Annotated in this window: 18 protein-coding genes; 8 read left to right on the top strand and 10 right to left on the bottom strand. The window is 61.5% G+C overall.

Going from position 1 to position 24,599, the window contains the following annotated elements:
• Positions 1-19 precede the first annotated feature (19 nt).
• Positions 20-2,503, bottom strand: coding sequence for a glycosyltransferase (locus ACUYTF_RS06965; RefSeq protein WP_449279521.1), 2,484 nt, complete (start codon positions 2,501-2,503; stop codon positions 20-22).
• A gap of 220 nt (positions 2,504-2,723) precedes the next feature.
• On the opposite strand from ACUYTF_RS06965, the gene ACUYTF_RS06960 reads away from it, so the two are divergent.
• Positions 2,724-3,815: an NAD-dependent epimerase/dehydratase family protein gene (locus ACUYTF_RS06960; protein ID WP_434141783.1), complete on the top strand. Its 1,092-nt coding sequence runs from the start codon at positions 2,724-2,726 to the stop codon at positions 3,813-3,815.
• The gene (locus tag ACUYTF_RS06955) at positions 3,799-4,965 is read left to right on the top strand and encodes an acyltransferase family protein (protein WP_434141784.1); all 1,167 of its coding nucleotides are present in this window, start codon (positions 3,799-3,801) and stop codon (positions 4,963-4,965) included. The genes ACUYTF_RS06960 and ACUYTF_RS06955 overlap by 17 nt, the downstream gene beginning before the upstream one ends.
• Before the next feature lie 59 nt (positions 4,966-5,024).
• Here the strand turns inward: ACUYTF_RS06955 and ACUYTF_RS06950 are convergent, their stop codons facing one another.
• Both ACUYTF_RS06950 and ACUYTF_RS06945 read right to left on the bottom strand, forming a co-directional pair.
• On the bottom strand, positions 5,025-6,095 hold the full coding sequence (locus ACUYTF_RS06950; RefSeq protein ID WP_449279520.1) for a glycosyltransferase family 2 protein: 1,071 nt from the start codon (positions 6,093-6,095) through the stop codon (positions 5,025-5,027).
• A gap of 14 nt (positions 6,096-6,109) precedes the next feature.
• A complete protein-coding gene (locus ACUYTF_RS06945; protein WP_434141785.1) occupies positions 6,110-6,997 on the bottom strand; it encodes a hypothetical protein in 888 nt (295 codons plus the stop codon).
• Positions 6,998-7,227: 230 nt separating this feature from the next.
• Between ACUYTF_RS06945 and ACUYTF_RS06940 the strand changes: the two genes are divergently transcribed.
• Both ACUYTF_RS06940 and ACUYTF_RS06935 read left to right on the top strand, forming a co-directional pair.
• On the top strand, positions 7,228-9,288 hold the full coding sequence (locus ACUYTF_RS06940) for a hypothetical protein (RefSeq protein ID WP_434141786.1): 2,061 nt from the start codon (positions 7,228-7,230) through the stop codon (positions 9,286-9,288).
• Between the two features lie 12 nt (positions 9,289-9,300).
• Complete coding sequence (locus ACUYTF_RS06935) at positions 9,301-10,359, top strand: glycosyltransferase (protein ID WP_434141787.1); 1,059 nt, start codon at positions 9,301-9,303, stop codon at positions 10,357-10,359.
• A gap of 6 nt (positions 10,360-10,365) precedes the next feature.
• Here ACUYTF_RS06935 and ACUYTF_RS06930 read toward each other — a convergent pair whose 3' ends face one another.
• Positions 10,366-11,031, bottom strand: coding sequence for an acetyltransferase (locus tag ACUYTF_RS06930; protein ID WP_449279519.1), 666 nt, complete (start codon positions 11,029-11,031; stop codon positions 10,366-10,368).
• A 90-nt stretch (positions 11,032-11,121) separates the two neighbouring features.
• On the opposite strand from ACUYTF_RS06930, the gene ACUYTF_RS06925 reads away from it, so the two are divergent.
• Entirely contained in the window at positions 11,122-12,240 is a 1,119-nt protein-coding gene (locus ACUYTF_RS06925) for a DegT/DnrJ/EryC1/StrS family aminotransferase (protein ID WP_434141789.1), read from the top strand.
• 41 nt (positions 12,241-12,281) lie between these two features.
• On the opposite strand, the gene ACUYTF_RS06920 is transcribed toward ACUYTF_RS06925, so the two are convergent.
• From ACUYTF_RS06920 to rfbA, 3 genes are read right to left on the bottom strand one after another with little or no spacing between them, the layout of a single operon-like run.
• Positions 12,282-13,505 carry an ATP-binding cassette domain-containing protein gene (locus tag ACUYTF_RS06920; protein ID WP_434141790.1) on the bottom strand — a complete coding sequence of 408 codons (1,224 nt, stop codon included), beginning with the start codon at positions 13,503-13,505 and terminating at the stop codon, positions 12,282-12,284.
• Positions 13,506-13,541: 36 nt separating this feature from the next.
• Entirely contained in the window at positions 13,542-14,444 is a 903-nt protein-coding gene (locus ACUYTF_RS06915; RefSeq protein WP_434141791.1) for an ABC transporter permease, read from the bottom strand.
• Positions 14,445-14,497: 53 nt separating this feature from the next.
• Positions 14,498-15,355 (bottom strand): glucose-1-phosphate thymidylyltransferase RfbA, encoded by an 858-nt coding sequence (gene rfbA / locus ACUYTF_RS06910; protein ID WP_434141792.1) that lies wholly within the window; start codon positions 15,353-15,355, stop codon positions 14,498-14,500.
• Positions 15,356-15,481: 126 nt separating this feature from the next.
• Between rfbA and ACUYTF_RS06905 the strand changes: the two genes are divergently transcribed.
• The 3 genes from ACUYTF_RS06905 (at position 15,482) to ACUYTF_RS06895 (ending at position 18,850) form a co-directional block, all read left to right on the top strand.
• Entirely contained in the window at positions 15,482-16,342 is an 861-nt protein-coding gene (locus ACUYTF_RS06905) for a glycosyltransferase (RefSeq protein WP_434141793.1), read from the top strand.
• A 103-nt stretch (positions 16,343-16,445) separates the two neighbouring features.
• Positions 16,446-17,447, top strand: coding sequence for a dTDP-glucose 4,6-dehydratase (rfbB, locus tag ACUYTF_RS06900; protein WP_449279518.1), 1,002 nt, complete (start codon positions 16,446-16,448; stop codon positions 17,445-17,447).
• A gap of 2 nt (positions 17,448-17,449) precedes the next feature.
• The gene (locus tag ACUYTF_RS06895; protein ID WP_449279517.1) at positions 17,450-18,850 is read left to right on the top strand and encodes a sugar nucleotide-binding protein; all 1,401 of its coding nucleotides are present in this window, start codon (positions 17,450-17,452) and stop codon (positions 18,848-18,850) included.
• 34 nt (positions 18,851-18,884) lie between these two features.
• On the opposite strand, the gene ACUYTF_RS06890 is transcribed toward ACUYTF_RS06895, so the two are convergent.
• From ACUYTF_RS06890 to ACUYTF_RS06880, 3 genes are all read right to left on the bottom strand, one after another.
• Positions 18,885-20,981 carry an acyltransferase family protein gene (locus ACUYTF_RS06890; protein WP_434141796.1) on the bottom strand — a complete coding sequence of 699 codons (2,097 nt, stop codon included), beginning with the start codon at positions 20,979-20,981 and terminating at the stop codon, positions 18,885-18,887.
• 123 nt (positions 20,982-21,104) lie between these two features.
• Positions 21,105-22,628, bottom strand: coding sequence for a sulfatase-like hydrolase/transferase (locus ACUYTF_RS06885; RefSeq protein WP_449279516.1), 1,524 nt, complete (start codon positions 22,626-22,628; stop codon positions 21,105-21,107).
• A gap of 230 nt (positions 22,629-22,858) precedes the next feature.
• The gene (locus ACUYTF_RS06880; RefSeq protein ID WP_449279515.1) at positions 22,859-24,541 is read right to left on the bottom strand and encodes an LTA synthase family protein; all 1,683 of its coding nucleotides are present in this window, start codon (positions 24,539-24,541) and stop codon (positions 22,859-22,861) included.
• Between the last annotated feature and the right edge of the window lie 58 nt (positions 24,542-24,599).

Raw genomic sequence — 24,599 nt, 5'->3', positions numbered from 1 at the left:
ATCCCGGAGCGAACTGTTCCTACTGCCCGAGCCGCTGCTTGACCTTACGGACGACAGCACCCGGCCCCTGACGCACCAGCAGCAGGCTCGCACGGCGCACGTCCTCGACGATGCCGTTCTGGCCCGCAGGGCGCCGTCGCTTCTGCCGCTTCGCACCTGGGGCATCGACGCGAACTTCGCCGCGACGCACTCGATCGGCCGCATAGTGCGCGTTGCCGACGAAGTCGACGAGGGGCTCGAGCACATTGCCCCACTCGTATTCGCCGCGTACATTGCGGATTGCCTTCTGCGCGGCGGCCAGCTTGCCCTTGCCGAACAGCAGATCTTCGATCGCTGCGGCGAGCGCATCCACATCTCCCGCTGGCACGGCGCGGCCGAGACCGCGGTCGTCGACGAGCTCGGCGAAGTGGTCGCCCTCGGTAACCACCATGGGCAGCTCGGCCCAGAGGTAGTCGAGGATGCGGGTGCGGAAGCTGAAGGTGGTCTCGATGTGCGAGTGATGGGTGCTCACGCCGAGGTCGGCTTCGACCAGATAGTTGCCGCGGTCCTTGTAATCGACCCATGAGCCGTTGAAGAAGACGTTGCTGTCTGCGACGCCGAGCTCCTGGGCGAGGGCACGCGAGTCCCTGACGATCTTCATCTCGGGCACGCCCGGGTGCGGGTGCTTGGTGCCGAGGAAGTAGAGCTTCACCTCGGGGTGGGTCTCGGCGACCTTCGCGACCGCACGGATGAGGGCTATCGGGTCGAACCAGTTGTAGAGCCCGCCGCTCCACAGCAGCAGCTTGTCGTTTTCACCGATGCCCGGGTGCACGCCCTTCAGCACCTTCTTCTCGTGGGCAGGGGGCTCGGCCTCGAGGCCGAACGGCACGACGCTGATGAGGCCGGTGAGGTCGGGGTCGTCGGCGTAGTTCGCGGGATTGATGCGGCCGAGGGCTGCGAGCTGCCCGAGGTAGAAGTGCCGCTGGCGTTCGGAGGCGCACAGGAAGTAGTCGCCGCGGGTGAGCTGCTCGTTGAGCACCGTCGTCGCGTCGGCGGTGGCGCGAGTCCACGCTTCCTCGCCCTGCGGGCGGCCCTGTTCGAGCTGTTCGAGGTGCATCGGGTCGTAGATGTCGACGACGAGTACCTTCTGGGTCTTGCGGATCGACGGGAAGAGCGCCATCGCAAGGCCCTGGAAGATGATGACGTCAGCCCAGCCCTCGTGCTGAGCCATCGCCTTGTTGTCGCCGGGCTTCACGGTATCGATCTCGAAGTCCGCGTCGAGTGGTTCGTTGCCGGCGAGGCTGACAATCCGCACATCGTTGTCGGGAGCGAGAGCTTCGGCCATGTGCCAGGCTCGGATCGCGGGGCCCGCCATCTTCACGCCGAGCGGGTCGCCCGTAATGATGAGCACCCGTGTGCGCGCCGGCTCGTTGAGCACGTCGAACGATTCAGTGATATGTCGATATCCCTTCATGAATTCCTTCCCGACGAATGACGGGGCATTCGTTTCGAGGAAGAGCTTATGCATCGCATGCTCTGGCTTCACTCGGGTCGCTTGGATCTCCTTGCGGGAAGCGGTGAGCGACGGAAGCTCCTGAATGAACTGGTCGATCGCGTAGAGCGTTGCGATCGTGTCCTTCGAGATCGCTTCGGTCAGCTCGTGATCGGCTCCTGCATTGCGGATGTCGTACGACGTCGAGTCCAGGTCGCCTCGAGTGATGCTCCGACGGACTGCGAGCAGCAAGGTCGCTGCGAGGGTTTCATCGATCTGCTCCGAACCGAGGTTCTTGTAGAGCGTGTAGAGCGCGTTGCGCTCGAGCAGGTAGGTCTCTTTATACGCACCGAGCTTATCCATGCTCGCGTGGTGCTTATGGTAGGCGAGCGAGGCCGGTTCGTAGACGTAGCGGTAGCCCTTGAGGTTGAGGCGCCAACCGAGGTCGACGTCCTCGAAGAACATGAAGAAGCGCTCATCGAAACCGCCGAGCTCTTCGTACACGCTGCGGCGCACGAACATCGCGGAGCCGGTGCCGAAGAGCACGTCGTGCGGCACGTCGGGCTTGTCTGGGATCTCGAGCCCGGAATACGGTTTGTAGCCCATACCGAACCACGTGAGACCGGCATCGATGAAGTCGACCTTGTCGCCTTCCCAGTTCAGCACTCGGCTCGCCACTGCGCCGATTCTCGATGATTCGTCGAATCGGCGCACTGCCTCGCGCACCCACCCGGTGTCGGGCTTCGCATCGTTGTTGAGGAAGCCGACGATGTCGCCGGTGCTGTGTTTCACCCCGAGGTTGCAGCCGCCGGCGAACCCGAGATTCTCCTTTGACTTGATGAGCTTTACGTGAGGAGCGGCCGCTGCGATCCGCTCGGCGCTGTCGTCTCCCGAAGCGTTCTCGACGACAACGATCTCGAGCTGCGCCTTCGGCCAGTCGATACTGTCCAGATGGCGAACGGCTTCGATCGTGTCTTCCGCTCCACGAAAATTGACGAGCACGATGGAAACCGACGAATGGTCTGCGTTCATGTAGTTCGATCTCCTCTAGGCGAAAAGCCGGATTGCTCCCGGTGAAGCAGGCGTAGGACAGGTCACGAGCCTCACGTTATATCTACAGCCATCGTAGTTGCTCGCCTTTCGGCGCTCCTGATCGGCCCGGGTTGCACTGGCGAATTCGCCTATATCCCGGGGTGGTCGGCAATAATAGTGAGGTGCGGCCCTTCCGCATCGATTCGTCTAGGAGTGATTTGTGACCGGAACAGACCTTGCCCATCGCCCCCTTGGGCGCACTCTCGTCACCGGTGGGGCAGGCTTCATCGGCACAGCGATCTCTTCGCTCCTCGATACGGCCACTCAGATTGTCGCGTTCGACAACCTGCATCCGCAGATCCACGCGACTGGCGAACGCCCGACAGAGCTCGATAGCCGTGTCGAACTCGTCGTCGGAGATGTCAGTTCGGCTGAGGACTGGGATCGCGTGCTCAGCAATTTCAAGCCCGATACCGTCATCCACCTTGCGGCAGAGACCGGAACTGGTCAGTCCCTGAGCGAATCCACTCGCCATGCGACCGTGAACGTCGTCGGCACGACCCAGATGCTCGATGCGTTCCGTCGCAATGAGGCCATGCCTCAGCGAATCGTGCTAACCAGCAGCCGTGCCGTGTACGGTGAAGGCGCATGGGCCGATGCCGAGGGTGCGCTGCACTACCCGGGTCAGCGTTCCGTAGCACAGCTCGAGGCTGCGCAGTGGGACTTCGAGGGACTCGCTCCCGTCGCGATGGATGCCTTGGTCGTGAATCCGAGCCCGGTGAGCGTCTATGCCGCCACGAAGCTCGCCCAGGAGCATCTCGTGCGCACCTGGGCCGAATCGTTCGACATCGAGGCGGTCATCGTGCGCCTGCAGAACGTCTATGGCCCCGGGCAGTCACTGATCAACCCGTACACCGGCATCATGTCGCTGTTCTGCCGTATGGCTATGGGCGGCAAGTCGATCCCGCTCTACGAAGACGGTGAAGTCCGTCGTGATTTCATCCTCATCGATGACGTCGCCAGCGCTGTCGTTGCTGCCGCGAGCGTCGCCGGCGTCGACAGCGAGCCGATCGATATTGGACTCGGCACGATGCACACCATCGGCGATGCAGCACAGCTCATCAGCGCGGAGTACGGCGCCCCTGCGCCCCACGTCAACGGCGCATACCGCCTCGGCGACGTCCGCCATGCATGGGCGAACATCTCGCGCGCCCGCGAGGTGCTCGGCTGGGAGCCCCAGGTCGATCTCGCTCAAGGCATCCATCGTCTCGCTGCTTGGATCAACGAGCAGCCCGATGTCCAGCCCGCCTAAGGTCGCGATGGCAGAGCCCACGAAAGGTAAGACCTCGAGCCGTCCGAAGTTCGGCGCACCGCTGGACCCGAAGAACAACAGCCTGAACCTCATCAGGTTGTTTCTGGCCTCGCTCGTCCTTTTCGCCCACACCTACTTCATCATCGGGCTCCCGCCGGAATCGCAGCCGCTCCTCGGCGATCAGCACCTTGGGGTCTGGGCGGTGGCCGGATTCTTCGCGGTCAGCGGATACCTCATCACGGCGAGCCGCCAGCGTTCCCGCTTCGCCGACTTCCTGATCCTGCGCATCGGAAGGATCTTCCCGGCCTTCATCGTGGTACTCCTCGTGACCGCGTTCCTGTTCGGGCCGATCGCGCACTTCATCAATCACGGGACTCTCAGCGGGTACCTGCGAACCGGCACGAGCCCGATGAGCTATATCTTCTTGAATCTCTTCCTCGAGGTGCGCACCTACGCGATCGGCGACACGCTTTCGTACGTCCCGTACCCTGATGCTTGGAACGGCTCACTCTGGACGCTCTACTACGAGTTCCTCTGCTATATCTTCGTCGGCGTCTTCCTGATCTGGCGCCGCGCGCGCACTTCCGTGTGGCCGATCATCCTCGCGTTCTTCGTATCGGTGCTGGTCTACGCGAAGATCGATTTCTTCCTGTCATTCGTGGATGGCAACCCCTCTTTCCGGCTGCTGGCGATGCTCTTGCCGTACTTCCTCGGCGGCGCCGTCGCAAGAGTCCTGCTCCCGTACTTCGGTCTCCACTGGCTCTCCGGCGTAGCGTCCCTGCTCATCGTGATCTTCGGGATCGAGTTCGGCCCGAGTTGGACGGCCGAGCTGCTCGCGCCGCTGCTCGCCTACGGCCTGCTCTGGCTCTCCACTGTGATTCCTCAACCCAAGTGGATCGCGCAGAACGATGTCTCCTACGGCATCTACGTGTACGCATTCCCTGTGCAGCAGCTCCTAGCGGTGTTCGGCCTCGTCACGCTCGGGCCGATACTGTTCAGCGTTCTTGCTCTGTCGATCACCGCCGTCTTCGCTGTCAGCAGCTGGTACCTCGTCGAGCGCCCCGCACTGCGCCGCACTCGGTTGGCCACCGGCCGCAGCGCCGACAGAGTCAGTCAACCACCGGCAGAGAAAGCCACGGTCGCCCCTTAGGCGATACGAACAAAGGGCGCGTGCGGTGTATACCGCACGCGCCCTTTGTGTTCTGCGCGCTACTTCCCGCGCAGGCTGCGTACCTTGCGCGTCACCTTCCGCAGGGGCGCGGTCACCTTCCATGACGTGCTGTTCAAGAAGTCGTTCACGACCTGCATATCGACGACGGCACGATCCTCTACTTGCTTCACGGATTCCACGATCGACGCCGGTGCGCCCTCGGGCAGAATCGACGGGCGAGAGTTCAGCTTCTTCCGGACACGATCCTCCGACGCCTTCCACGATGCGCGGTCATGCTCGGTGTAGCTCGACGTCACACCGGTCCAGAGTCGGTAGATTGCAGTCAGCTCGTCGATCGAGTGCACGCCGAGCAGAAATGCGCCGCGGAGGATGAGGTCCCAGTCCTCGCAGACATCCAGCACTTCGTCGAAGCGCTCTCCCCAGAGGAAGAACAGCTCGCGGGGGAACGCCACGGACATGAATGGCGAGTGGTTGACCTCGAGATGCCGCTCGTACTCGAAGTTACGAAGATACTCGGCTTTCGGCCACGTCAGCGTGCGGAACCCCAGGACTCCGCCGGGCCACACTTCGGAGCGAACCTTCTGCGTCGAAGCGATCGCACGCAGCAATCGGCTCGGGTTCTGCTCGGCGGCGCTGTGGAAGGCCTCAACCCAATTGCCGAACACCATGTCGTCGTCATCGAAGAAGACGAAGTATCGACCGCGGCCCACCTCGATGGCTTCATTCAGCGGGCGCGAACGGCCGCCGCCCTGCACATCGATGAGCTGAACACGAGACCTGAAGCTCGGCATCTGCCAGTCGACGATCTCCCGAAGCGACGACAGGACTGCTTCATCGGTATTGTGCGCCATTAACAGGAGTTCGAAGTCCTGATCGGTCTGGCCGACCAGAGTCAGAAGCGCATCCTGCAGCGCTTCAAGCTTCTTACCCTGAGTGCGCATCACGACCGACAGAAACGGCCGATCCTCATCGATCTCTCGCCCGGCTTTCAATACACTCAGCACCTCGGCGAGCGACTTCTTCAGTCGCTCGTCCGCATTGCTACCGGCGATATCTTCGAGCCATCGCTCAGCGGCGGGGCTGTGCACGTCAAACGCATCATTCGTCATCTTCACATGCCCTTCTAGTAGCGGTGCTCGGTGTAGTTGCCGGCCACGAACCTGGCCACTTCGTTCTCCGCGTCAATGCGCGCGGGCAGCTTGCCCTGCGCGCGACGCTGTTCGAATGCGGCCAGCGCCTTCTGCAGGTCGGGATTGCTCGAACGAGAGAACGCGCGGAGGTTCTGCTTGAGCACGTCATCCCGCGAGTACTTGAACGCGAGCAGCAGCGCGGCTTCAGCGGAGTAGTAGCGCTCCGCATTCGATGAAGGCCAGTCACCTGTCGGAGTCAAACGCTTGTCGTGGAAGAGGCGTGCTGCGGCTTGATACACGACGCGCTTGCCCGCCAGACGGACGCGCCAGGAGAAATCGACATCGTCGCAGTAGAGGAAGAAGGTCTCGGAATCGAACCCCTCGAGCTCTTCGAAGAGAGCGCGGGGAATCAGGGCGCAGGCGGTGGAGCCCCACTCGGTGTCGCCGGTAAGAGTGTCATACTCCTTCGGATGCTCGACGGGGATCTGGCGCGCCTCGATAAAACCGATGTCTTCCGCAGCCGTTCGCAGAAGTACAGAAAGAGTATTCGGGTCCATGAGCGCGTCGGGGTTTAGGATCACCAGTTGAGAGTGCGAGCCGAGCTTCGCCAGACGGTTGTGCCCGCCGGCGGACCCGAGGTTGTCGCCGAACACATCATGTTCGAACTCGCCGCCTTGCGCTTCGACCAGGGACCGAATCTGCTCGAGATGGCCGTCTCCGAGAACGGGTACCGGACTGCCATCGCCCAGTCGAAATGCCCAATCCCCCAGGAGCCCGGAGCCCCGAGCGATGCGTGCCGAATTGCTCACAGCTTCTGCAGCTCGGAGCAGATCGGCAGGGTCATTCGTATAGACGACCGACTGCACATCTAGAGATTCCACGGATTGTCTTCCTTCGTTCGGTTTCAAACGTCAGCCCGCATCTTCCTGATGGGACTGCACACAGCGCTTTCGTAGGTGGGACCGACAACGGTCGACCAGGCACACTGCTCAAAACGAAAGCACACTACACTTATTCGGATATGGTCGGTGCTACCAGGAGGCTACCTAGAATGACGCAGAGACGGTCACGGTCTAGTCTACGACACAGACTGCTCACCGGACTCTTCGCCTTGTCGCTGCTTCTCAGCTTTGGCGCAGTTGCAGGCACTCCAGCGCAGGCAGCTCCTGTCACCGGCTTCAATCCCGGCAACATCATCAGCGATGAGAACTTCTATAACAGCAACGCGATGACTGCTGCAGAGGTTCAGGCATTCCTCAATAAGCAGGTGCCCCGTTGCACAATCGGCGACCCTGGTCGCGCACCGGGCACGGCCATCTACGGCACGACCGTCGCAAGCAACTGCTTGAAGGACGCCTACTTCTCTACATCGTCCCGGGCCGCGAATGCGTACTGCGCGAGTTACGCGGGCAGCCCTTCCGAGAGCGCAGCGACGATCATCACGAAGGCGGCTCGATCCTGCGGGGTCAGCCAGAAGACGCTGCTCGTCATGCTCGAGAAGGAACAGTCGCTCGTCTCCGACACCTGGCCCACAGTGCGCCAGTTCAATGTCGCCATGGGGTACGCCTGCCCGGACAGCGGACCGAACAACTCGGCGAACTGCGACCCCTCCCAGACCGGGTTCATGCAGCAGGTCTACCGAGCGGCCTGGCAGATCAAGGTCTACAAGGCGCATCCGAATAACTACAACTATCGCCCGGGATGGAACACCATCCAGTGGCATCCGAATGTCGCCTGCGGTACGTCGCAGGTCTACATCGAGAATTGGGCGACTGCCGCTCTGTACATCTATACGCCGTATCGCCCGAACCAAGCAGCACTCGATGCAGGATGGGGCACCGGAGACTCCTGCTCCACCTATGGCAACCGAAACTTCTACCTGCTCTTCACCACGTGGTTCGGCAACGCCCAGGCGCCAGACGGAACCCCCTTCGGCGAGCTGAAAGACTTGTGGGCGACGAATAACACCATCCACCTCTGGGGCTGGGCGGTCGACCTCGACGACCGTCAGGCGCCGCTCCAGATACATGTCAAGTTCGGCCCGTCCTGGGCAGCCACGACCGCCAACGCCCCGAATGGCAGCGCCGAGGCCCTGTATCCGGGGTCCGGACCCAACCACGGGTTCGGCCTCGCGTTCACCGCACCGCCCGGTGCGCAGCAAGTCTGCGTGTACGCGAAGAACATCGGCTCAGGCGCAGACCGCCTACTCGGCTGTCAGGAACTCACCGTGCCCGACGGCTCACCCGCAGGCAAGCTCGGAGACCTCTGGGCGACTCCTGGGACCATCAGCATGTGGGGTTGGGCGCTCGATCCTGACACTGTCGACCCGATCGTGCTGCATGTCTCGATCAATGGCCGATGGGCAGTTGTGAACGCCGATGCTCAGAACCTGTCGACGCAGGGGCTGTACCCGAATCACGGAACCAACCACGGCTTCAGCGCGAGGATTCCCGCTGACGCCGGATCGAATAAGGTCTGCGTGTACGCGATCAACCAGGGCCCAGGCAGCAACACCACATTGGGGTGCCGCACTGTAACCGTGCCGAGCGGAAGCCCCGTCGGACAGGTGAAGGAGATGTGGGGTGAATCCGGCGTCATCAAGATGTGGGGTTGGGCCCTCGACCCGGACACGGTGAACCCGATCGACCTGCACGTATCCATTAACGGACGTTGGGCCGTTGTACCTGCGAACGCGCAGAATCTGTCGACCCAGGCGAGCTATCCGAATCACGGCACGAACCACGGTTTCGGAGCGGTCATCCCGGCCGATCCCGGCAGCAACAAGGTCTGCGTCTACGCGATCAACCAGGGCGCCGGCTCGAACACGACGCTAAAGTGCCAGGACGTCGTCGTTCCGAGCAGCGACCCTCGTGGCGAGGTGAAGGAACTCATCGGCTTGCCCGGTCAGATCAGCATGTGGGGTTGGGCCGCCGATCCCGACACCACCGACCCCATTGATCTGCACGTCAGGGTCGACGGGACGCAGTGGTACGTTGTTCCCGCAAATGCACCATATTCAGCAATGGCACAGCTGATGCCCGAAGTCGGTTTGAATCATGGGTTCGGGGCCCGCATCCCAGCCACACCGGGTTCGCATGAGGTGTGCGTGTTCGCCGTCAACGCGGGTCCCGGCTCAAGCAAGACCCTGCGCTGCGCCACTGTGACTTCATAGGAGACTATAGGTATGAACATCTCGCATAACCCCGATTCTCCTGCCCCGGGCTCTGTCGGCAACGTAGGCAGCCGCGTCAAGAACCGCGCACTGCGCCTGGCCGGCATTCAGCGTCTGGCCGAGAACCAGGAGTCGGCAGCTCAACAGCGTGCCGCCGAGATCCTCGACGCCGCCGTCGCAAATCGTCAGGAAATGCGTCAGGAGGTCAATGCGCTCGGAGCACAGATGACCGCAATGCTCGCGGAGATCCGGGTCCGCTGGCAGCAGGAAGACGAGCTGCTCCAGTTCCTGTCCAGACGAGTTCGAGTCGAGATCGAGAGCGATCGACTCGAGCGGGCCAGACCGAACGAGATGATCGAGCTCCTACAGGGGATGCGGGAGAGTTCTGACTACAACGCTGCCTGGGAGGAGGAGCTCCCACTGGTATCGGTTCGGATTGCAAGCTACCGCGACACCGAGGCATTGGTGAATCGGGCTATTCCATCGGTCCAGGCTCAGAGTCACACGAACTGGGAACTGATCATCGTCAACGACGGTCCGAACACGGAAACTCGCGCCGCTGTCGAGGCGATCGGAGACAGCCGCATCCGGTACGAAGAGTTCCCGACGAGAAGTAGATACCCTGAGGACCCGCACCTTCGTTGGATGGTCGCCGGCTCTCCGGGCATGAATCGTGGCGCAGAACTCGCTCGGGGCAGCTGGATCGCTCCGCTCGACGACGACGACGAATTCGACTCAGATCACATCGAGCGATTGCTCGATGTCGCGCGCTCCTCCCGTGCCGAGTTCGCATATGGAGCGATCCGGCAGAAGCGCCTGCTCACCGGAGACGAAGCACGCATCTACAGCGATCCCCCCGTCGCAGGACAGATCAGCATGCAAGCCGCCATCTACCATTCCGGTCTGCGGTTCATGGAGTACGACACCGAGAGCTGGAGAGTCGACGAGCCAGGCGACTGGAACCTTATCCGCCGCATGAAGGACATTGGCGTTCGCATGTCGAGCACCGAGGACTACGTCACTACTGTCCATATGCTCCCCTACCATGCGAAGGACGCAGCCGGGGAGTGAATTCAGTCACAGTGCGGTGAGCCAGTCATCCAGCTTTCGCAGCTCCCGCGAGGGACTGCCAACGACCACTGTTCCCGGCGCCACGTCATCGATCACAACCGCACCTGCACCGATCACCGCGCCTTCACCGATTCGCACTCCATCGCGAAGGGTTGCGCCAATTCCCACGAAGACGCCCTGTTCGAGGATGCAGCGGCCGCCCAGTGCTGCACCCGGAGATACGGTGGCGTAATTGCCGACCACGCATTCGTGACTGATGATTGCCCCGGTGTTCACCAGCACGTGATCGCCCAGCACGACTCTCGCCATGACTTTGGCGCCTGGGGCGATCACTACGCCTGCGCCTATCCTGGCACTTGCAGCGATCGTCGCGTCTGCCGCAATGACCCCCCCGTAATGCACACCCGCCCATCGGTCCAGAAGCATGCGTTTGAGGCCAGGCGCCCCGATCGCCGCAATCACCGGAGACTGCGCAAACGCTTCTCCAGGCTCTGCGATATCTACAGTTCTCGGGACGTGTTCTTCGGATTGAAGAAACTGTCGCTCGACTGCGAAGAACTGGACCTCATCCTGACAGTAGTCCAGCATCTCAATGGCTTGTCCGCCTGCCCCAAGGAAACCTACTTTGCGGCTGCTGCCTCGCAAATCGTTCAATCTCTGCGCCTCGCTCACGAACCTCATGGGTAGTTATTGGAACCAGCGTAACCGCCTCAGCTAAGCTGACTGAGGTTTCACCCCTCAACGAGAGGCATCCATACCTGCATGTCTGCACTTATCCCATTCATTCGCCCGGCTCTTCCCACTGCGCAGGTGCTCTCGCACGATCTCGAACGAATCTCCGAAGCCAACTGGTTCTCGAACTTCGGGCCGATCGAGCAGGCATTCCGCACCGAGATCGCCGACTTCATCGGCGATGACGAGCTCGCTGTCGTCACGATGAATAATGCGACAACAGGTCTGATGGCGGCACTCGCCGGGCTACTTCCACGCGGCGATAACACTGAATCGATCGCGGTAGCCACGTTCACTTTCGCGGCCGGAGCGCAGGCAGTCATCTGGCACGGCTATCGACCTGCATGGTTCGATATCGACCCGGTGACGCTTCAGCCAGACTTGGATTCGTTCAATGCTCTGCACGAGAAGAATCCGCGGATTCGAGCGATCCTCCTGACTCAGACCTTCGGAGTCGGGGCTGCCGATATCGACGCTTGGGAGGAATTGGCGAGCTCACACGGGATCCCGCTCATCCTCGACTCCGCCGCAGGTTTCGGCTCCGAGTACCCAGACGGGGAGCGACTCGGTTCACGAGGCGACTGCGAGGTGTTCTCGTTCCATGCCACGAAGCCATTCGCGATCGGTGAAGGCGGAGCGGTCACCACGCGAGATCACACCCTTGCGGAGAACCTCCGAAGCTTCACGAACTTCGGATTCGCTGCCGGTGTCGGAGCTATTGCTGTCGGTCTGAACGGAAAGCTGCAAGAGCTCAACGCGGCAATCGGTCGCCATCAGCTCACCGACTTCGAGGATACGTTGACGAAGCGGAAGGCCGTCCTCCGTCAATACTCCGATGAGTTCGCAACACTACCGGTTTCGTTCCCCACGAACATCGAACGCTCCTCGATCTGTTTCGCTTCGATGATCGTCGATCACCAGGCTTCCGCACCTCGCGTGTTCGCTTCTTTGCAAAACGCTTCGGTGGAGGCCCGTGCGTACTACGCACCCCTCCTGCACCGGCAGCCGTGGCTCGAGCAGTTCCCGCAAATGGTGAGTCTGGAGCACAGCGAATCGATCGCGGATAGGATCGTTTCCCTGCCCGTGCTCACGGACATGCAGCCGGACGAGATCCGCAGAGTCACAGCTGCCGTGCGCGATTCGTTCTGAGCGAGCACCGCGTGACCGGCGACCGCGACGAGTAGGTCTTTTCAGCCTTCGAGGTCGACCCGACCATGGTCGAGCAGTCGCGGCTTGCCGTAGATCACACCGCTGTACAGCGGATCCGGTTCGACGGTGATAGTCGCTGCATCCGGGAACGTGTGGATCTCCACTCCGTCGGCATCCCGAAGCGCGAGCTGGATCGAGTAGGTCCCCGGCCCGGCATGCATGTCATCGAGCACGAAGGAGAGCCGCCGAAGCCCTTCAACCGGAACGGCAGAGGGCTGAAGACGTGCAGTGCTCGTCTCGAACACCTCCGTGCCTCCCCCGACCGGGGCGACGCTGATCACGAGATCCCAGTCTTCCAATGGCTCCTCTGACCGAAGGTCAACGGTCAATTCGAGGCTATCCCCGGGAACGAATTGCTGACCGACTTTGCCGTGTAGAGGCTTCGCCATGGCCCCGACCACTCGGCCGGTTCTCTTCGTTGCTTCTGACCGCCCCGCGACATGCAGGCGATGCTCCTCGAGGATCCTCCGGAACTCGTTCACGGCGACTGCCGGTGATCCGGAGTAGAAGACCCGTCCGTGATCGAGAAGCACGGCCTGGTCGCACATTTCTTCTACGGTCGAGAGGGTGTGGGTGACCAGGATGATCGTACGACCTTCCTGCTGGAACTGACGGATACGGTCCAAGCACTTCTTCTGAAACGCTTCGTCGCCGACAGCAAGCACCTCATCGACAAGAAGCACGTCCGGGTCGGTGTGCACGGCGACGGCGAAAGCGAGCCGAACGTACATTCCAGACGAATAGAACTTCACCTGAGTGTCGATGAACTGGCCGATCTCGGAGAACTCAACGATGTCATCGAAACGGGAAGCGATCTGCTCTTCGGTAAGCCCGAGCATCGACGCATTCAAGTAGACGTTCTCCCGGCCGGTGAGGTCGGGGTGGAAACCGGCGCCGAGCTCGAGCAGCGCAGCCATCTGGCCCCTCGTCGATACGGTCCCACTGGTCGGGCTCAAGATCCCGCCGATCATCTTGAGCAGAGTGCTCTTGCCCGATCCGTTATGCCCGATCAGGCCGACCGTGTGCCCGGCTTCGATCTGAATGCTCACATCGTTGAGCGCCCAGAACTCCTCACGGTGCTCCCTGCCACGCCTACCGAAGGTGACCACCCGTTCCTTGAAGGAATTGTCCTGGCGGATCTTGAATTCCTTCGAGACCCCTTCGACCGAAACCACAATCGGCCGGGCAGTTTCAGAGCTGCTCATTTCACTTCCATATCTCGCGGTAGACGTCGCGGAAAATCAGAGGGCCTGGGCGAAGTTGCCCTGCATGCGACGGAACAGCATGTAAGCCCCGCAGAGAAGGATCGCAGCGAAGCCGCACTCCACCCAGAGCATGGACCAGAGGCCATCCGGGAAGAACCCTGGGTCGTTCCCGGCCCCCCAGAGCGCGCGCTGGAACCCCAGGACCGAGACGGTAAGAGGGTTCGCCGTATACAGGGACAGCAGGATCCCTTCCCCGAGAATGCCCTTCACCATCGACCAGCTGTACACGATCGGAGAAGCCCACATCAGCACCATGGTTCCGACCTCGACGAGATATTGAACGTCCCGCAAGTAGACGTTCATCGCGGCGAGGACCAATGTCATCGACGTCGCAAGCATGAGGGCGAGAAGAAATGCCGGTACGAGGTATCCGAGCTTGTCCCAAGTGGGGGAGCTCCGGAGCACCAGCATCGCGATCAGAAGAATCGTGAGCTGAATAGCAAAGTTGACGAGAGCCGAGCCGACTGATGAGAGCGGGAGGATCTCGCGCGGGAAATACACCTTCTTCACCAGGCCACTATTGTCTACGACCGCGGAGGAGCCCGACATCAGGATCTCGGCGAAGAGACCGTAGACCGCGAGTCCGGTGAAGATGTAAATAGCGAAGTCCGGGATTCCCCGTTCCGCACCGAGGAACTTGCCGAGAACCAGGTAGTAGATCAGCAACTGTGTGAGAGGGCGAGCGAGCGACCAGAACACGCCCAGGACGCTGTCCTTGTAACGCGCCTTCAGATCTCGACGAATCAGGTGCCCCAGCAATGCCCGGTTCATCCAGAGGTCGCGCAACGAGCTCGCAAGCCGCAAGCCCTTGCTCGTCGACCCGACAATGCGCATCGGCTCCTGCGCCAGGCGAGCGTACCGCTCAGGGGCAGAATTCATGCTTTGCCTTTCCAGATATTACGCAGTACGACGTGCGCCGCAAGAGATAAACCTTACCGTAGCGTGGTGAGATACTTCCCGTATCCGCTCTTCAGCAGCGGCCGTGCAAGCTCCGCGAGCTGCGCATCGTCGATCCAGCCGTTGCGCCATGCGATCTCTTCGATGCATCCGACTTTGAATCCCTGACGGTCTTCGATGACACGAACGTATTCCGATGCCTGCATCATCGATTCGAAGGTGCCGGTATCGAGCCACGCGGTGCCACGGTCGAGCGTCTGCACGTTCAAGCGGCCGGCGTTGAGATATTCCTCGTTCACACTCGAGATCTCGAGCTCCCCACGAGCGCTCGGCGTGATCGTCTTCGCGATGCGCACGACGTCGTTGTCGTAGAAGTACAGCCCCGGTACCGCGTAGTTGCTCTTCGGAACGGTCGGCTTCTCTTCGATAGAGATCGCCTTCATGTTGTCATCGAACTCGACGACGCCGTATGCCTCCGGGCTGGAAACGTGATACGCGAAAACAACCGCCCCTTCGATCTCAGTGTGCTTCCGCAGGTTGGTACCGAGCCCCACGCCATGGAAAATATTGTCGCCGAGCACCAAGGCGACGCTATCGTCGCCGATGAACTCCTCGCCGATGATGAAGGCCTGTGCGAGTCCGTCGGGCGACGGCTGCACTGCGTACTCGATCTGCATTCCGAGGTGCGACCCGTCGCCGAAGAGTGCCTGGAACTGCTCGTTGTACTCCGGAGTCGTGATGATGAGGACTTCGCGAACCCCTGCCATCATGAGGGTCGAAAGGGGGTAATAGACCATCGGCTTGTCATAGATCGGCATGAGCTGCTTCGAGATGCCTTTAGTAATAGGCCACAAGCGCGTACCGGAACCACCGGCAAGAATAATGCCCTTCATAGGGGTCACTTCCTTTCAAGAACTGCAGTCAATCCTACGAGGTCACTGCTCCGCATCGCCTCAGCACTGCCGCGAATGGCATTCCGCACAAGTTCGAGAGATTCGCTGCGATCTAGAATGAAGGCCATGGCGAACCCCAGAGTTGCTTTCATCACCGTGAGCTACGGGTCGGGCGAAGCCCTGACCGAGTTTCTCGAATCGCTTCGCGAATTCCACTCGGCGCACCATCCGGTCGTCGTCGTCGACAACAAGCCGGATCATGAGAACGTCGCCGAGATCGCCCGAACGTTCGGTGCTGCGTACGTTCCACTTCCGACTAACCCGGGCTATGGCGCGGGCATGAATGCCGGGGCGCAGGCCGTTGGCGGCGACGTCGATGCTTATTTCTATTGCAACCCGGATGTCGTGTTCCTCGAAGAAACCGCAGAGTCTCTCGCTGCCGTTCTGACTGCCGACAAGCGGCTCGGCTCCATCGGCCCGAAGATTCTGAATGAAGACGGAACGGTCTATCCCTCGGCACGCAACATTCCGTCTGTCTCGACAGGCATCGGGCATGCACTCTTCAGCAAGGTCTGGAAAGGCAACCCCTGGAGTCGCGCGTACCAGAACGCCACGGAGTACGACTCGCCGCGGCCGAGCGGCTGGCTCTCCGGCGCCGCAGTCATGGTCCGTGCAGACGTGAACCGCGAACTCGACGGTTGGGACGAGGGCTACGTGATGCATTTCGAGGACATCGACCTCGGGTACCGCATCGGCCGCGCTGGGTACGAGAACCGCTTCGAACCGTCAGTGGCCATCGTGCACAGCGGCGCCCATTCGACGAAGAAGCATGCCGTCGCGGTTGAGCGCAAGATGACCAACAGTGCGATCAGGTTCATGTCGAAGCGCTATGCGGGAGCGCTCAATGCTCCGCTCCGCTGGGTGATTACAGCAGGTCTGCGAGTGCGAGGCACGCTCAAAGTACGCGCCGCCCAGCGCTCGAATTAGGGCACTGGCACGAGTCCACAGGCATCGCGCTCGCCGACGAAGTTAGGATGGGATGCGTGCGCCCACCCCGGCGCTGTTCTGTCTCATTGTCTGGAGGACCGCCGTGGCCCGCAAGATTCTCGTGACCGGTGCAGCCGGCTTCATCGGATCGAACTTCGTTCACTACCTCGTCGCGAACACCGACGATGTTGTGACTGTACTCGACAAGTTCACCTATGCAGGGAACGAAGCCTCGCTCGCAGGCCTGCCCGACAGCCGGGTCTCAGTCGTGCACGGTGACATCTGCGACGCTGAACTCGTCGACGATCTCGTCGCCGCGAGCGACATTGTCGTCCACTACGCCGCCGAGTCCCACAACGACAACTCGCTGCACGACCCGCGTCCGTTCCTCGACACCAACATCATCGGCACCTACACGCTGCTCGAGGCGGTGCGTCGTCACGAGAAGCGCTACCACCACATCTCGACCGACGAGGTCTACGGCGACCTCGAACTCGATGACCCGAACCGTTTCACCGAATCGACGCCATACAACCCGTCGAGCCCCTACAGCAGCACCAAGGCCGGCAGTGACATGCTCGTGCGTGCCTGGGTGCGCTCGTTCGGCGTGCAGGCCACGCTCTCGAACTGCTCGAACAACTACGGCCCGCGTCAACACGTCGAGAAGTTCATCCCCCGCCAGATCACGAACATCCTCGTGGGCGAGCGCCCGAAGCTCTACGGCGAGGGTCTCAACGTGCGCGACTGGATTCACGCAGACGACCACTCCTCCGCAGTGCTCCGCATCGTCGAAGCCGGCCGCATCGGCGAGACCTACCTCATCGGTGCGGATGGCGAGAAGAACAACAAGGATGTGCTCGAGCTCATCCTGACCGGCATGGGCCAGCCCGCCGACGCCTACGATCACGTCATCGACCGCCCGGGCCACGACCTGCGCTACGCGATCGATTCGACCAAGCTGCGCACCGAGCTCGGCTGGATGCCTTCGTTCCCCGACTTCGAGCAGGGGCTCGCAGCCACCATCGCGTGGTACCGCGACAACGAGGCCTGGTGGCAGCCGCAGAAGGCTGCGACCGAGGCGAAGTACAAGGAGCAGGGTCAGTAAGCATGGCGGCCAAGCAGCTCTCGATCCGCGAGACCACGATTCCGGGGCTCGTGCTTCTCGATCTCCCTGTCCACGGCGACAACCGCGGGTGGTTCAAGGAAAACTGGCAGCGCGAGAAGATGGTCGCACTGGGCCTGCCCGATTTCGGCCCGGTGCAGAACAACATCTCGTTCAACGACAAGACAGGCGCCACTCGCGGCATCCACGCCGAGCCCTGGGACAAGTTCGTCTCGGTGGCCACCGGCAAGATCTTCGGGGCCTGGGTCGATCTGCGCGAGGGGCCGAGCTTCGGCAATGTGTTCACCGCCGAGCTCGACCCGTCGACCGCCATCTTCGTTCCCCGCGGCGTCGGCAACTCCTACCAGACGCTCGAGGACAACACGGCGTACGTGTACCTCGTCAACGATCATTGGAGCGCCGAGGCCCAAGGCGAGTACACCTTCCTGAACCTCGAGGATGAGACCGCTGCCATCGAATGGCCGATCCCGCTCGCAGAGGCTGAGCGTTCGGAGAAGGACCTCGCGCATCCCCGACTCGCGGACGTGGTCCCGATGAAGCCGAAGCGCACCCTCGTGCTCGGCGCGAACGGTCAGCTCGGCAAGGCACTGCAGCAGGTGCTGCCAAGCGCGGATTTCGCCGCACGGGACCGCATCGACCTCGCATCGGCGAACCCTTTCGCCGGCGTGCGATGGGCCGACTACGACACGGTCATCAATGCTGCGGCATACACGAAGGTCGATGAGGCCGAGACCGATACGGGTCGCGTCGACGCGTGGGCGGCGAACGTCACCGGCGTCGCTGCGCTTGCCCTCGCTGCGACCGAGCACGGCCTCACTGTCGTGCATGTGTCTAGCGACTACGTCTTCGACGGCACGAAGCGTCTGTACACCGAGGCCGACGTGTTCGCACCGCTCGGCGTATACGGTCAGACGAAAGCAGCTGGCGATGCCATCATCGCGACGGTTCCGCGGCACTACATCGTTCGCACCAGCTGGGTCATCGGCGACGGGAACAACTTCGTGCGCACTATGGCGTCTCTCGCCGAGCGCGGCATCGACCCGTCGGTGGTCAACGACCAGCTCGGACGCCTCAGCTTCACTGAGGACATCGCCGCCGGCATCGCGCATCTTCTGGGCGTCAAGGCGGATTACGGCGTCTACAACCTCAGCAACGAAGGCCCCGTGATGTCCTGGGCAGAGATCGCAAAGCAGGTCTACGCCGCCACCGGGCACGATGCAGAGCGCGTCAGCGGCATCAGCACTGCCGAGTACTTCGCGGGCAAGTCCGTCGCTCCGCGGCCGCTGAACAGCGCGCTCGCGCTCGACAAGATCGAAGCGACCGGGTTCACCCCGCGCACGGCTCAGGCTGCTCTGGAAGCCTACGTGCGAAGCGCCGTTCTCTGAGCCGCTTGAGGCCCGACTCGTATCCGGGCCGGGCCTAAAGCGGCCACCAGAACGGCTTCGTATTGACTGCACGTTGTGCACGGTCCACTGGCGTACCTTCGGCGTACACGTTCTGCGGCCACCATTCGACCTGATCGGTGATCGCGTCAGTAAATTTCTGCGCGAGCGTTCGCATGTACGTTCCTGTCAGGTGGCTTTCGTCGAAGTAGGTCACCACGCCCCCTTCAACTGGCCTGCAGATGTTGTCCGGGCAGATGTAGTCGTTGATGTCCACCCAAATCGCCCCTATTGATTCGATCTCTCCGATGTAGTCGGGGTCCGGACTCGTGCTGTACCAGTAGACGCATTCGTCGCTCTCGAACCCGTTCTGCACCGCGCATTCGAACAGCGAGCTCGGGTTACGCGGAGTATCCCGCATTGCGACGAACTGCGTGCTGGGTGAGGCCGCGGAGAGGGCCTTCATCCATTCCACGAGTTCGGGCTCAGCAGGCTCGGAATCGAAATCGGTCCGCGTCGCCGGCAGCACGACGAGGTCCGGCTGCTCGTCAACGATGTATGCGGCCACCTGGTCCCACATCACAACGCATTCCTCACCGATGTCGACCCGGTTTGAAAAGTAGCAGAAGGGCGTGAACTGCGTTCGAAATTCCCAACCAGGATTTCGGTTCACCGCCTCCAGAAGCGCACCGTTCAGCTGCGCCGTGTGGGAGCTGCCGACGGTGAGAACGGTCTTCTCGGGTTGCTTCGTCTCAGCGGGAATCTCATAGCATCGAGCGCTGATGTACGGGTCGTCCTGCGCGCATTCGGCGCCGGCGAACACCCAGTCGTTCGATGCCACTGTCTCGGCCGGCACCGGTGCGGGTGTCGCATCGGGATTCCCGATGGCGTTGGCTCCCACGTCGGCGATAACCGTGCCTTCGACGAAGTCGAGGTCGGCCGAGCGCTGCTGCTCGACTGCGTGCGCACCGGCTCCGGCTCCGACGAGTACCAGCGCCGCACTGAGCGCGATAGTGATCGGGCTCCTCCACCCGAACCGCGGCATCCAGAGCTTCTTCGGAGGCAATTCGGCCTTGGTCCACCGCGCGATCGGTTGTTCGACGAGACGCGCGATCACGAAGCTGAGCACAAACGATATGCCCAGCACGACAGCCCCCTGCCACCAGTTCAATCGCTCGAGATCCATGGCGAAGAGGAAGAGGATGAGCACAGGCCAGTGGGTGAGATACAGCGCATAGGTGTACGAACCGAGCGAGTTCAGCACGCCGGTCGCAAGGATTCGATCGGCACCGTACTTGGTGGGCGGCCCGGTCGAGATGATGACGAGCGCTGCAGCGCCCACGGGCCAGAGCGCCGCCCAACCGGGGAAGCTCGACTCGACGGGGAGCACGAAACCGCAGGCGAGCATTGCGCAGATACCCGCCCACGAGGCGACGACACGGAACCAAGTCGCCGCGCGAATCCAGGGATGAACGAGCGCGAGTATAGAACCGACTGCGAACTCCCAAGCGCGTGCTCCGGTATCGAAGTATGCGAACGCCTGGTCTTGGCTCGTCAACCAGACCGAGTAGGCGAACGAAGACGAAGCGGCCACGATGAAAAGCACCAGGAGCACCTTCCGCGGAGACAGCTTCAACGCTCGGGCGACGAGATCCCCGAAAAGGTGGATGAGAACGAATGCGATGAAGATCTGCCCTTGCACGGACAACGACCAGAAGTGCTGGAACGGGCTGGCGTCGATCTGATTGGTATTGAAATAGTCGACCAGTGCATTCTGGAGACGAATGTTCTCAACGTAGAAGAGCGAAGCGACCGACTCCCCGACCGATTCGTTCCACCTGCTCGGCGGCAGGACCAAGAACACACCCGCCAAGATGAGCAGTAGCGCCGATACCGCAGCCGGAAGCAGTCGCGAGAACTTGTGCACGAGGAACGAGAACGGTCGCGTGATCGAACCGCGTTCACTCCGTGCGACCAGCGACCGCGTCATGAGATATGCGGACACCAGCAGGAATACATCCACGCCGCCGGAAACCTTGTCGAACCAGACGTGGAAGGTAGCAACCATCAGCAACGCGACGGTACGCAGGCCCTGAATCTCAGGGATGAACTCTAACTTCACTTCGCGCCGCATCCACCGTTCCCGGATATCAAGACTTGAGCCAAACCTTCAGCTTAGGGAACCAACACTGCATGAACCATCCACTCGAGGTGACGACTGCGTGAACAGGCTCTGAGGCAGAGAGCGTCCACTGCTTCAGCGGTCCGCCGCCTCCGACGTGTTCGCACCTGATTCGTCCCAGAGCTTCTCATACAGCCCCGGAGATCGGGAGGTGATCACCTCGCTGTACTCATCACGAGTGAGACTCGTGATCGCCGACTTATCGTCGTCGAAGCCATCCGGGCTGACGAGCGCCGATACGCCTACGCCGGCACGGTGATCACTGCGGCCGAGGCCCAGCACATCGAGCAACGTGGCGTAGACGGACAACTGGTCGATCGAGGTCCGCTCGATCTCGGTTGCGTCCGGATTCCACAGCCTGTTGAAGAGCGGCCGGTCTGTCAGGCCTCGCATCTCCTCGTAGAACGGTTCGCCCTCGCCCGTCATCTTCGGATGATCACCGGTGATGAATACGACGGTGTCTTCGAGATAGCCCATCTCCCGCATGTAGTCGACAAAGCCTGCCACCTGCTGCAGCGAGCACTCCGTGGCAGCTGCCATCTTCTCCGTCTCATCGTCTGAATCGGTCGGGCAGTACTCATGGATGAACGCCGGAGCATGCGGATCCACGGTAAGCGCTGTCAGGTTGAACGGTTCACCGCTGTCATGCAGGCGGGTAACCTCGGCTTTCGCCTGCTCCATCAAGCGCCCATCCGACAAGCCCCAAGGCGACATCTGGGTCTCGCCCATTTCATGCCAGTCGTTGTAGTCGAGAACTTCGTCATAGCCGTGCGTCTTGAGGAAATCCTTCTTCGAGGCGAAGCTGGCATCCGCGCCACCGAGAAACACACTTCGGTAGCCGGCATCGTCCAGAACGTCACCGATGCAGACGGCGCCGGGCATATATCCATCGCTGTCCGTGCCGATATCGTTCGGGCTGCCCGCCGTCGCAAAGATCCCCGCACCGCGGAGGGGAACACCGCATTCGGTGCCGACGACGCCAGCCATCGTCCATCCGCCGCCTTCGTAGGTCTCCAAGCGGTCGAACTTCTGCCAGTCTGCAGTGGCTTCCTCGAGTGACTCGTTCAAGTTCCGACCGAACAGCGACGGGTCGCTGAAACTTTCTTCTCCTGACTCGAGGAAGATCATCACCAAGTTCTTCGGTTTGTCCTCCCGTTGAACAGCGTTCCGATAGGTCTGTTCGGCGTCGGGCACCATGTAGTACTTCTCCATGGTGACGGAGGTGACGATCGATCGGATGAACGTGTCCAGACCGACCACTTGCACGAACACCGCCAAACCAGTCGAGAATGCCACGATCGCAACGAGCGGCTTGACCGCTCCCCTCCATCGAGAAACCCCTCGAGCACTCGGCAGCTCGGGATGAGTGTGCGCAGCACGAGGCCCGGTAATCCTCCGCGTCACGAACCGTACGAGCAGTGCTGCAACGACCAGAAGTGCGATCGGGATGACGATTGCCTGCCAGATGAACGTTTCGATGTAACCGGACGGGACGCCTTCGCCGCCGCCGACCAAGTTCATGATCATCTGGTCGACCGTGATCGGTCCGAAAGTACGCCGGATCCAAATCGCTGCGCCGACAAAGATGGCGCCGAGCACGAGAAGCAGCCAAAAGACCACTCTGCCGCCTACTCGAAAAAAGCCCCGCCAGAACCGTCGTTCAGAGCTAACCGACTCAGCATCTACCGCTTCGCTCCCCGACACTTCCGACAACCGCAACTCCTCGCATCCCAGGCAGCCGATGCGGCCGCATAAGTGTTTCACCTTACGGGGTGGCACTGAACGTTTCCTTGAACGACGGATACCGTTCACTCTTCGTCGGCGCTCCCCTATCCCCCGAGGGCGATGGCGTCAGTTTCCGCTGAGCGCCCCCAGAGCTGCTCGTAAAGATCCTTGGAGCGCGAGAGGAGGAGATCTTCATAGTCCTCCGGCCCGAGTGCGACCGCGCCCACCTCGGAACTACCATCCATCAGAGCAGACACACCGACACCGGCCCGACCATCGGAGCGGCCGAACCCCAGGGATTCCAGCAGAGTAGGAAACAAACTCAGCTGATCGGTCTCAGAGCGCTTGATCTTCGCCCCGTCTGGGTCCCAGAACCGGTTGAACAGAGGCCTGTCTTCGAGGTCGCCCAGTTCGGCGAGGAATGGCCGACCTTCACCGATCATCCTCTTGTGGTCGCCGGTGATCATTACGACGGTGTCCTCGAGATAACCCATCTCTTCCATGTACTGAACGAAACCGGCGACCTGTTCCATCGAGCAGAGGGTGACTTCCGCCATGACATCATCCGGATCGTCCGAATCTGTCGGGCAGTACTCATGCGCGTACACGGGCATATGCACATCAAGCGTCAGCAACGTGAGGTTGAAGGGTTGACCCGAATCGTGGAGTGCAGTGATCTCCTCCTTAGCCCGCTCCATGAGCCTCCTGTCCGAGAGCCCCCATTCTGCAAGTTCGGTCTCTCCGAGCTCATCGGCCCAGTAGCTTCGGTCCTTCACGGTGTCATACCCGTGCGCGACCAGGAAGTCTCGTTTAGATGCGAACGTCGCATCTGCTCCCCCGAGGAACACGTTGCGGTACCCGGCGCCGCTCAGCACATCGCCGAGACACACCGCGCCGGACATATACGCGTCCTCGGCCTCACCGATCTCGTTCGCGTCCTCACCAGCAAGAACCATGCCAGGCGCCCTCAGCGGCACGCCGCACTCAGTGCCCACGATCCCTGCCATAGTCCAGCCGTTTCCGGGGTACGCCTCGAGGCGATCAAAGCTATCCCAGCCATCGGTCGCAGTCTCAAGCGGTTCATTCAAGTTACGCCCGAACAACGCCTCGTCGCTGAACGATTCCTCGCCGGATTCGAGAAAGATCAGCACAAGATTCTTCGGTTTCTCCTCCACTACTCCGACTGTCCCGGCGGCCGCATCCGGGCTCGGCGCAACGTAGTAGTCGGACATCGAAACGCTCCCGCTGTAGGACTTCACGAACGCGACCAGGCTGACTGTCTGCGCGAATCCCGCCATGCCGATAGCGAAGACCGCGAAGGCCGCCATTGTGCGCAAGGCCGTCGAACGTGGTCGGGAGAGTGCTTCCGTCTCCTGCTGAGCATGCCGAGCAGAGCGCGATTGCCACCGGAGCCGGAACCTCCGCGCCAGCACGAGCGCGAGAACGACTGCGCCGAGCAATGCGAACGGAACCACTACCGCCTGCCAGAAGAAGCTCCGCGCATACAGCCCCGGTGCAGCCTCACCGCCGGCGGTGAGGTTCATGAGCATCTGATCCACGGAGATCGGACCGAAGGTGTGCCTGATCCACCATGTCGCACCGAGAAGCACTGCGCCCAGCACTGCGAGCAGCCAGCAAGCACCGATACCGAATGCTGCCAAAGCCCTCTTGCGAATCCGCCGTTCTGTCGGCACCTCAACACCTCTCCTGTGCACAGCACTGCGCATTTCATTGCGCGTCAGAAACGAGTCCGAATAGCCCCTTACCCAGACGAGCAGTTGTTCCAACTGCTGAAGACCAGGATCGAGTCTAGGTAAACAATGCGTGCAGTTCTACCCGCACGCA

This window comes from Leucobacter sp. GX0328 (assembly GCF_053567315.1).
Note: the sequence above shows the minus strand (reverse complement) of the source record. Positions and strands in the feature narration are given on the sequence as shown.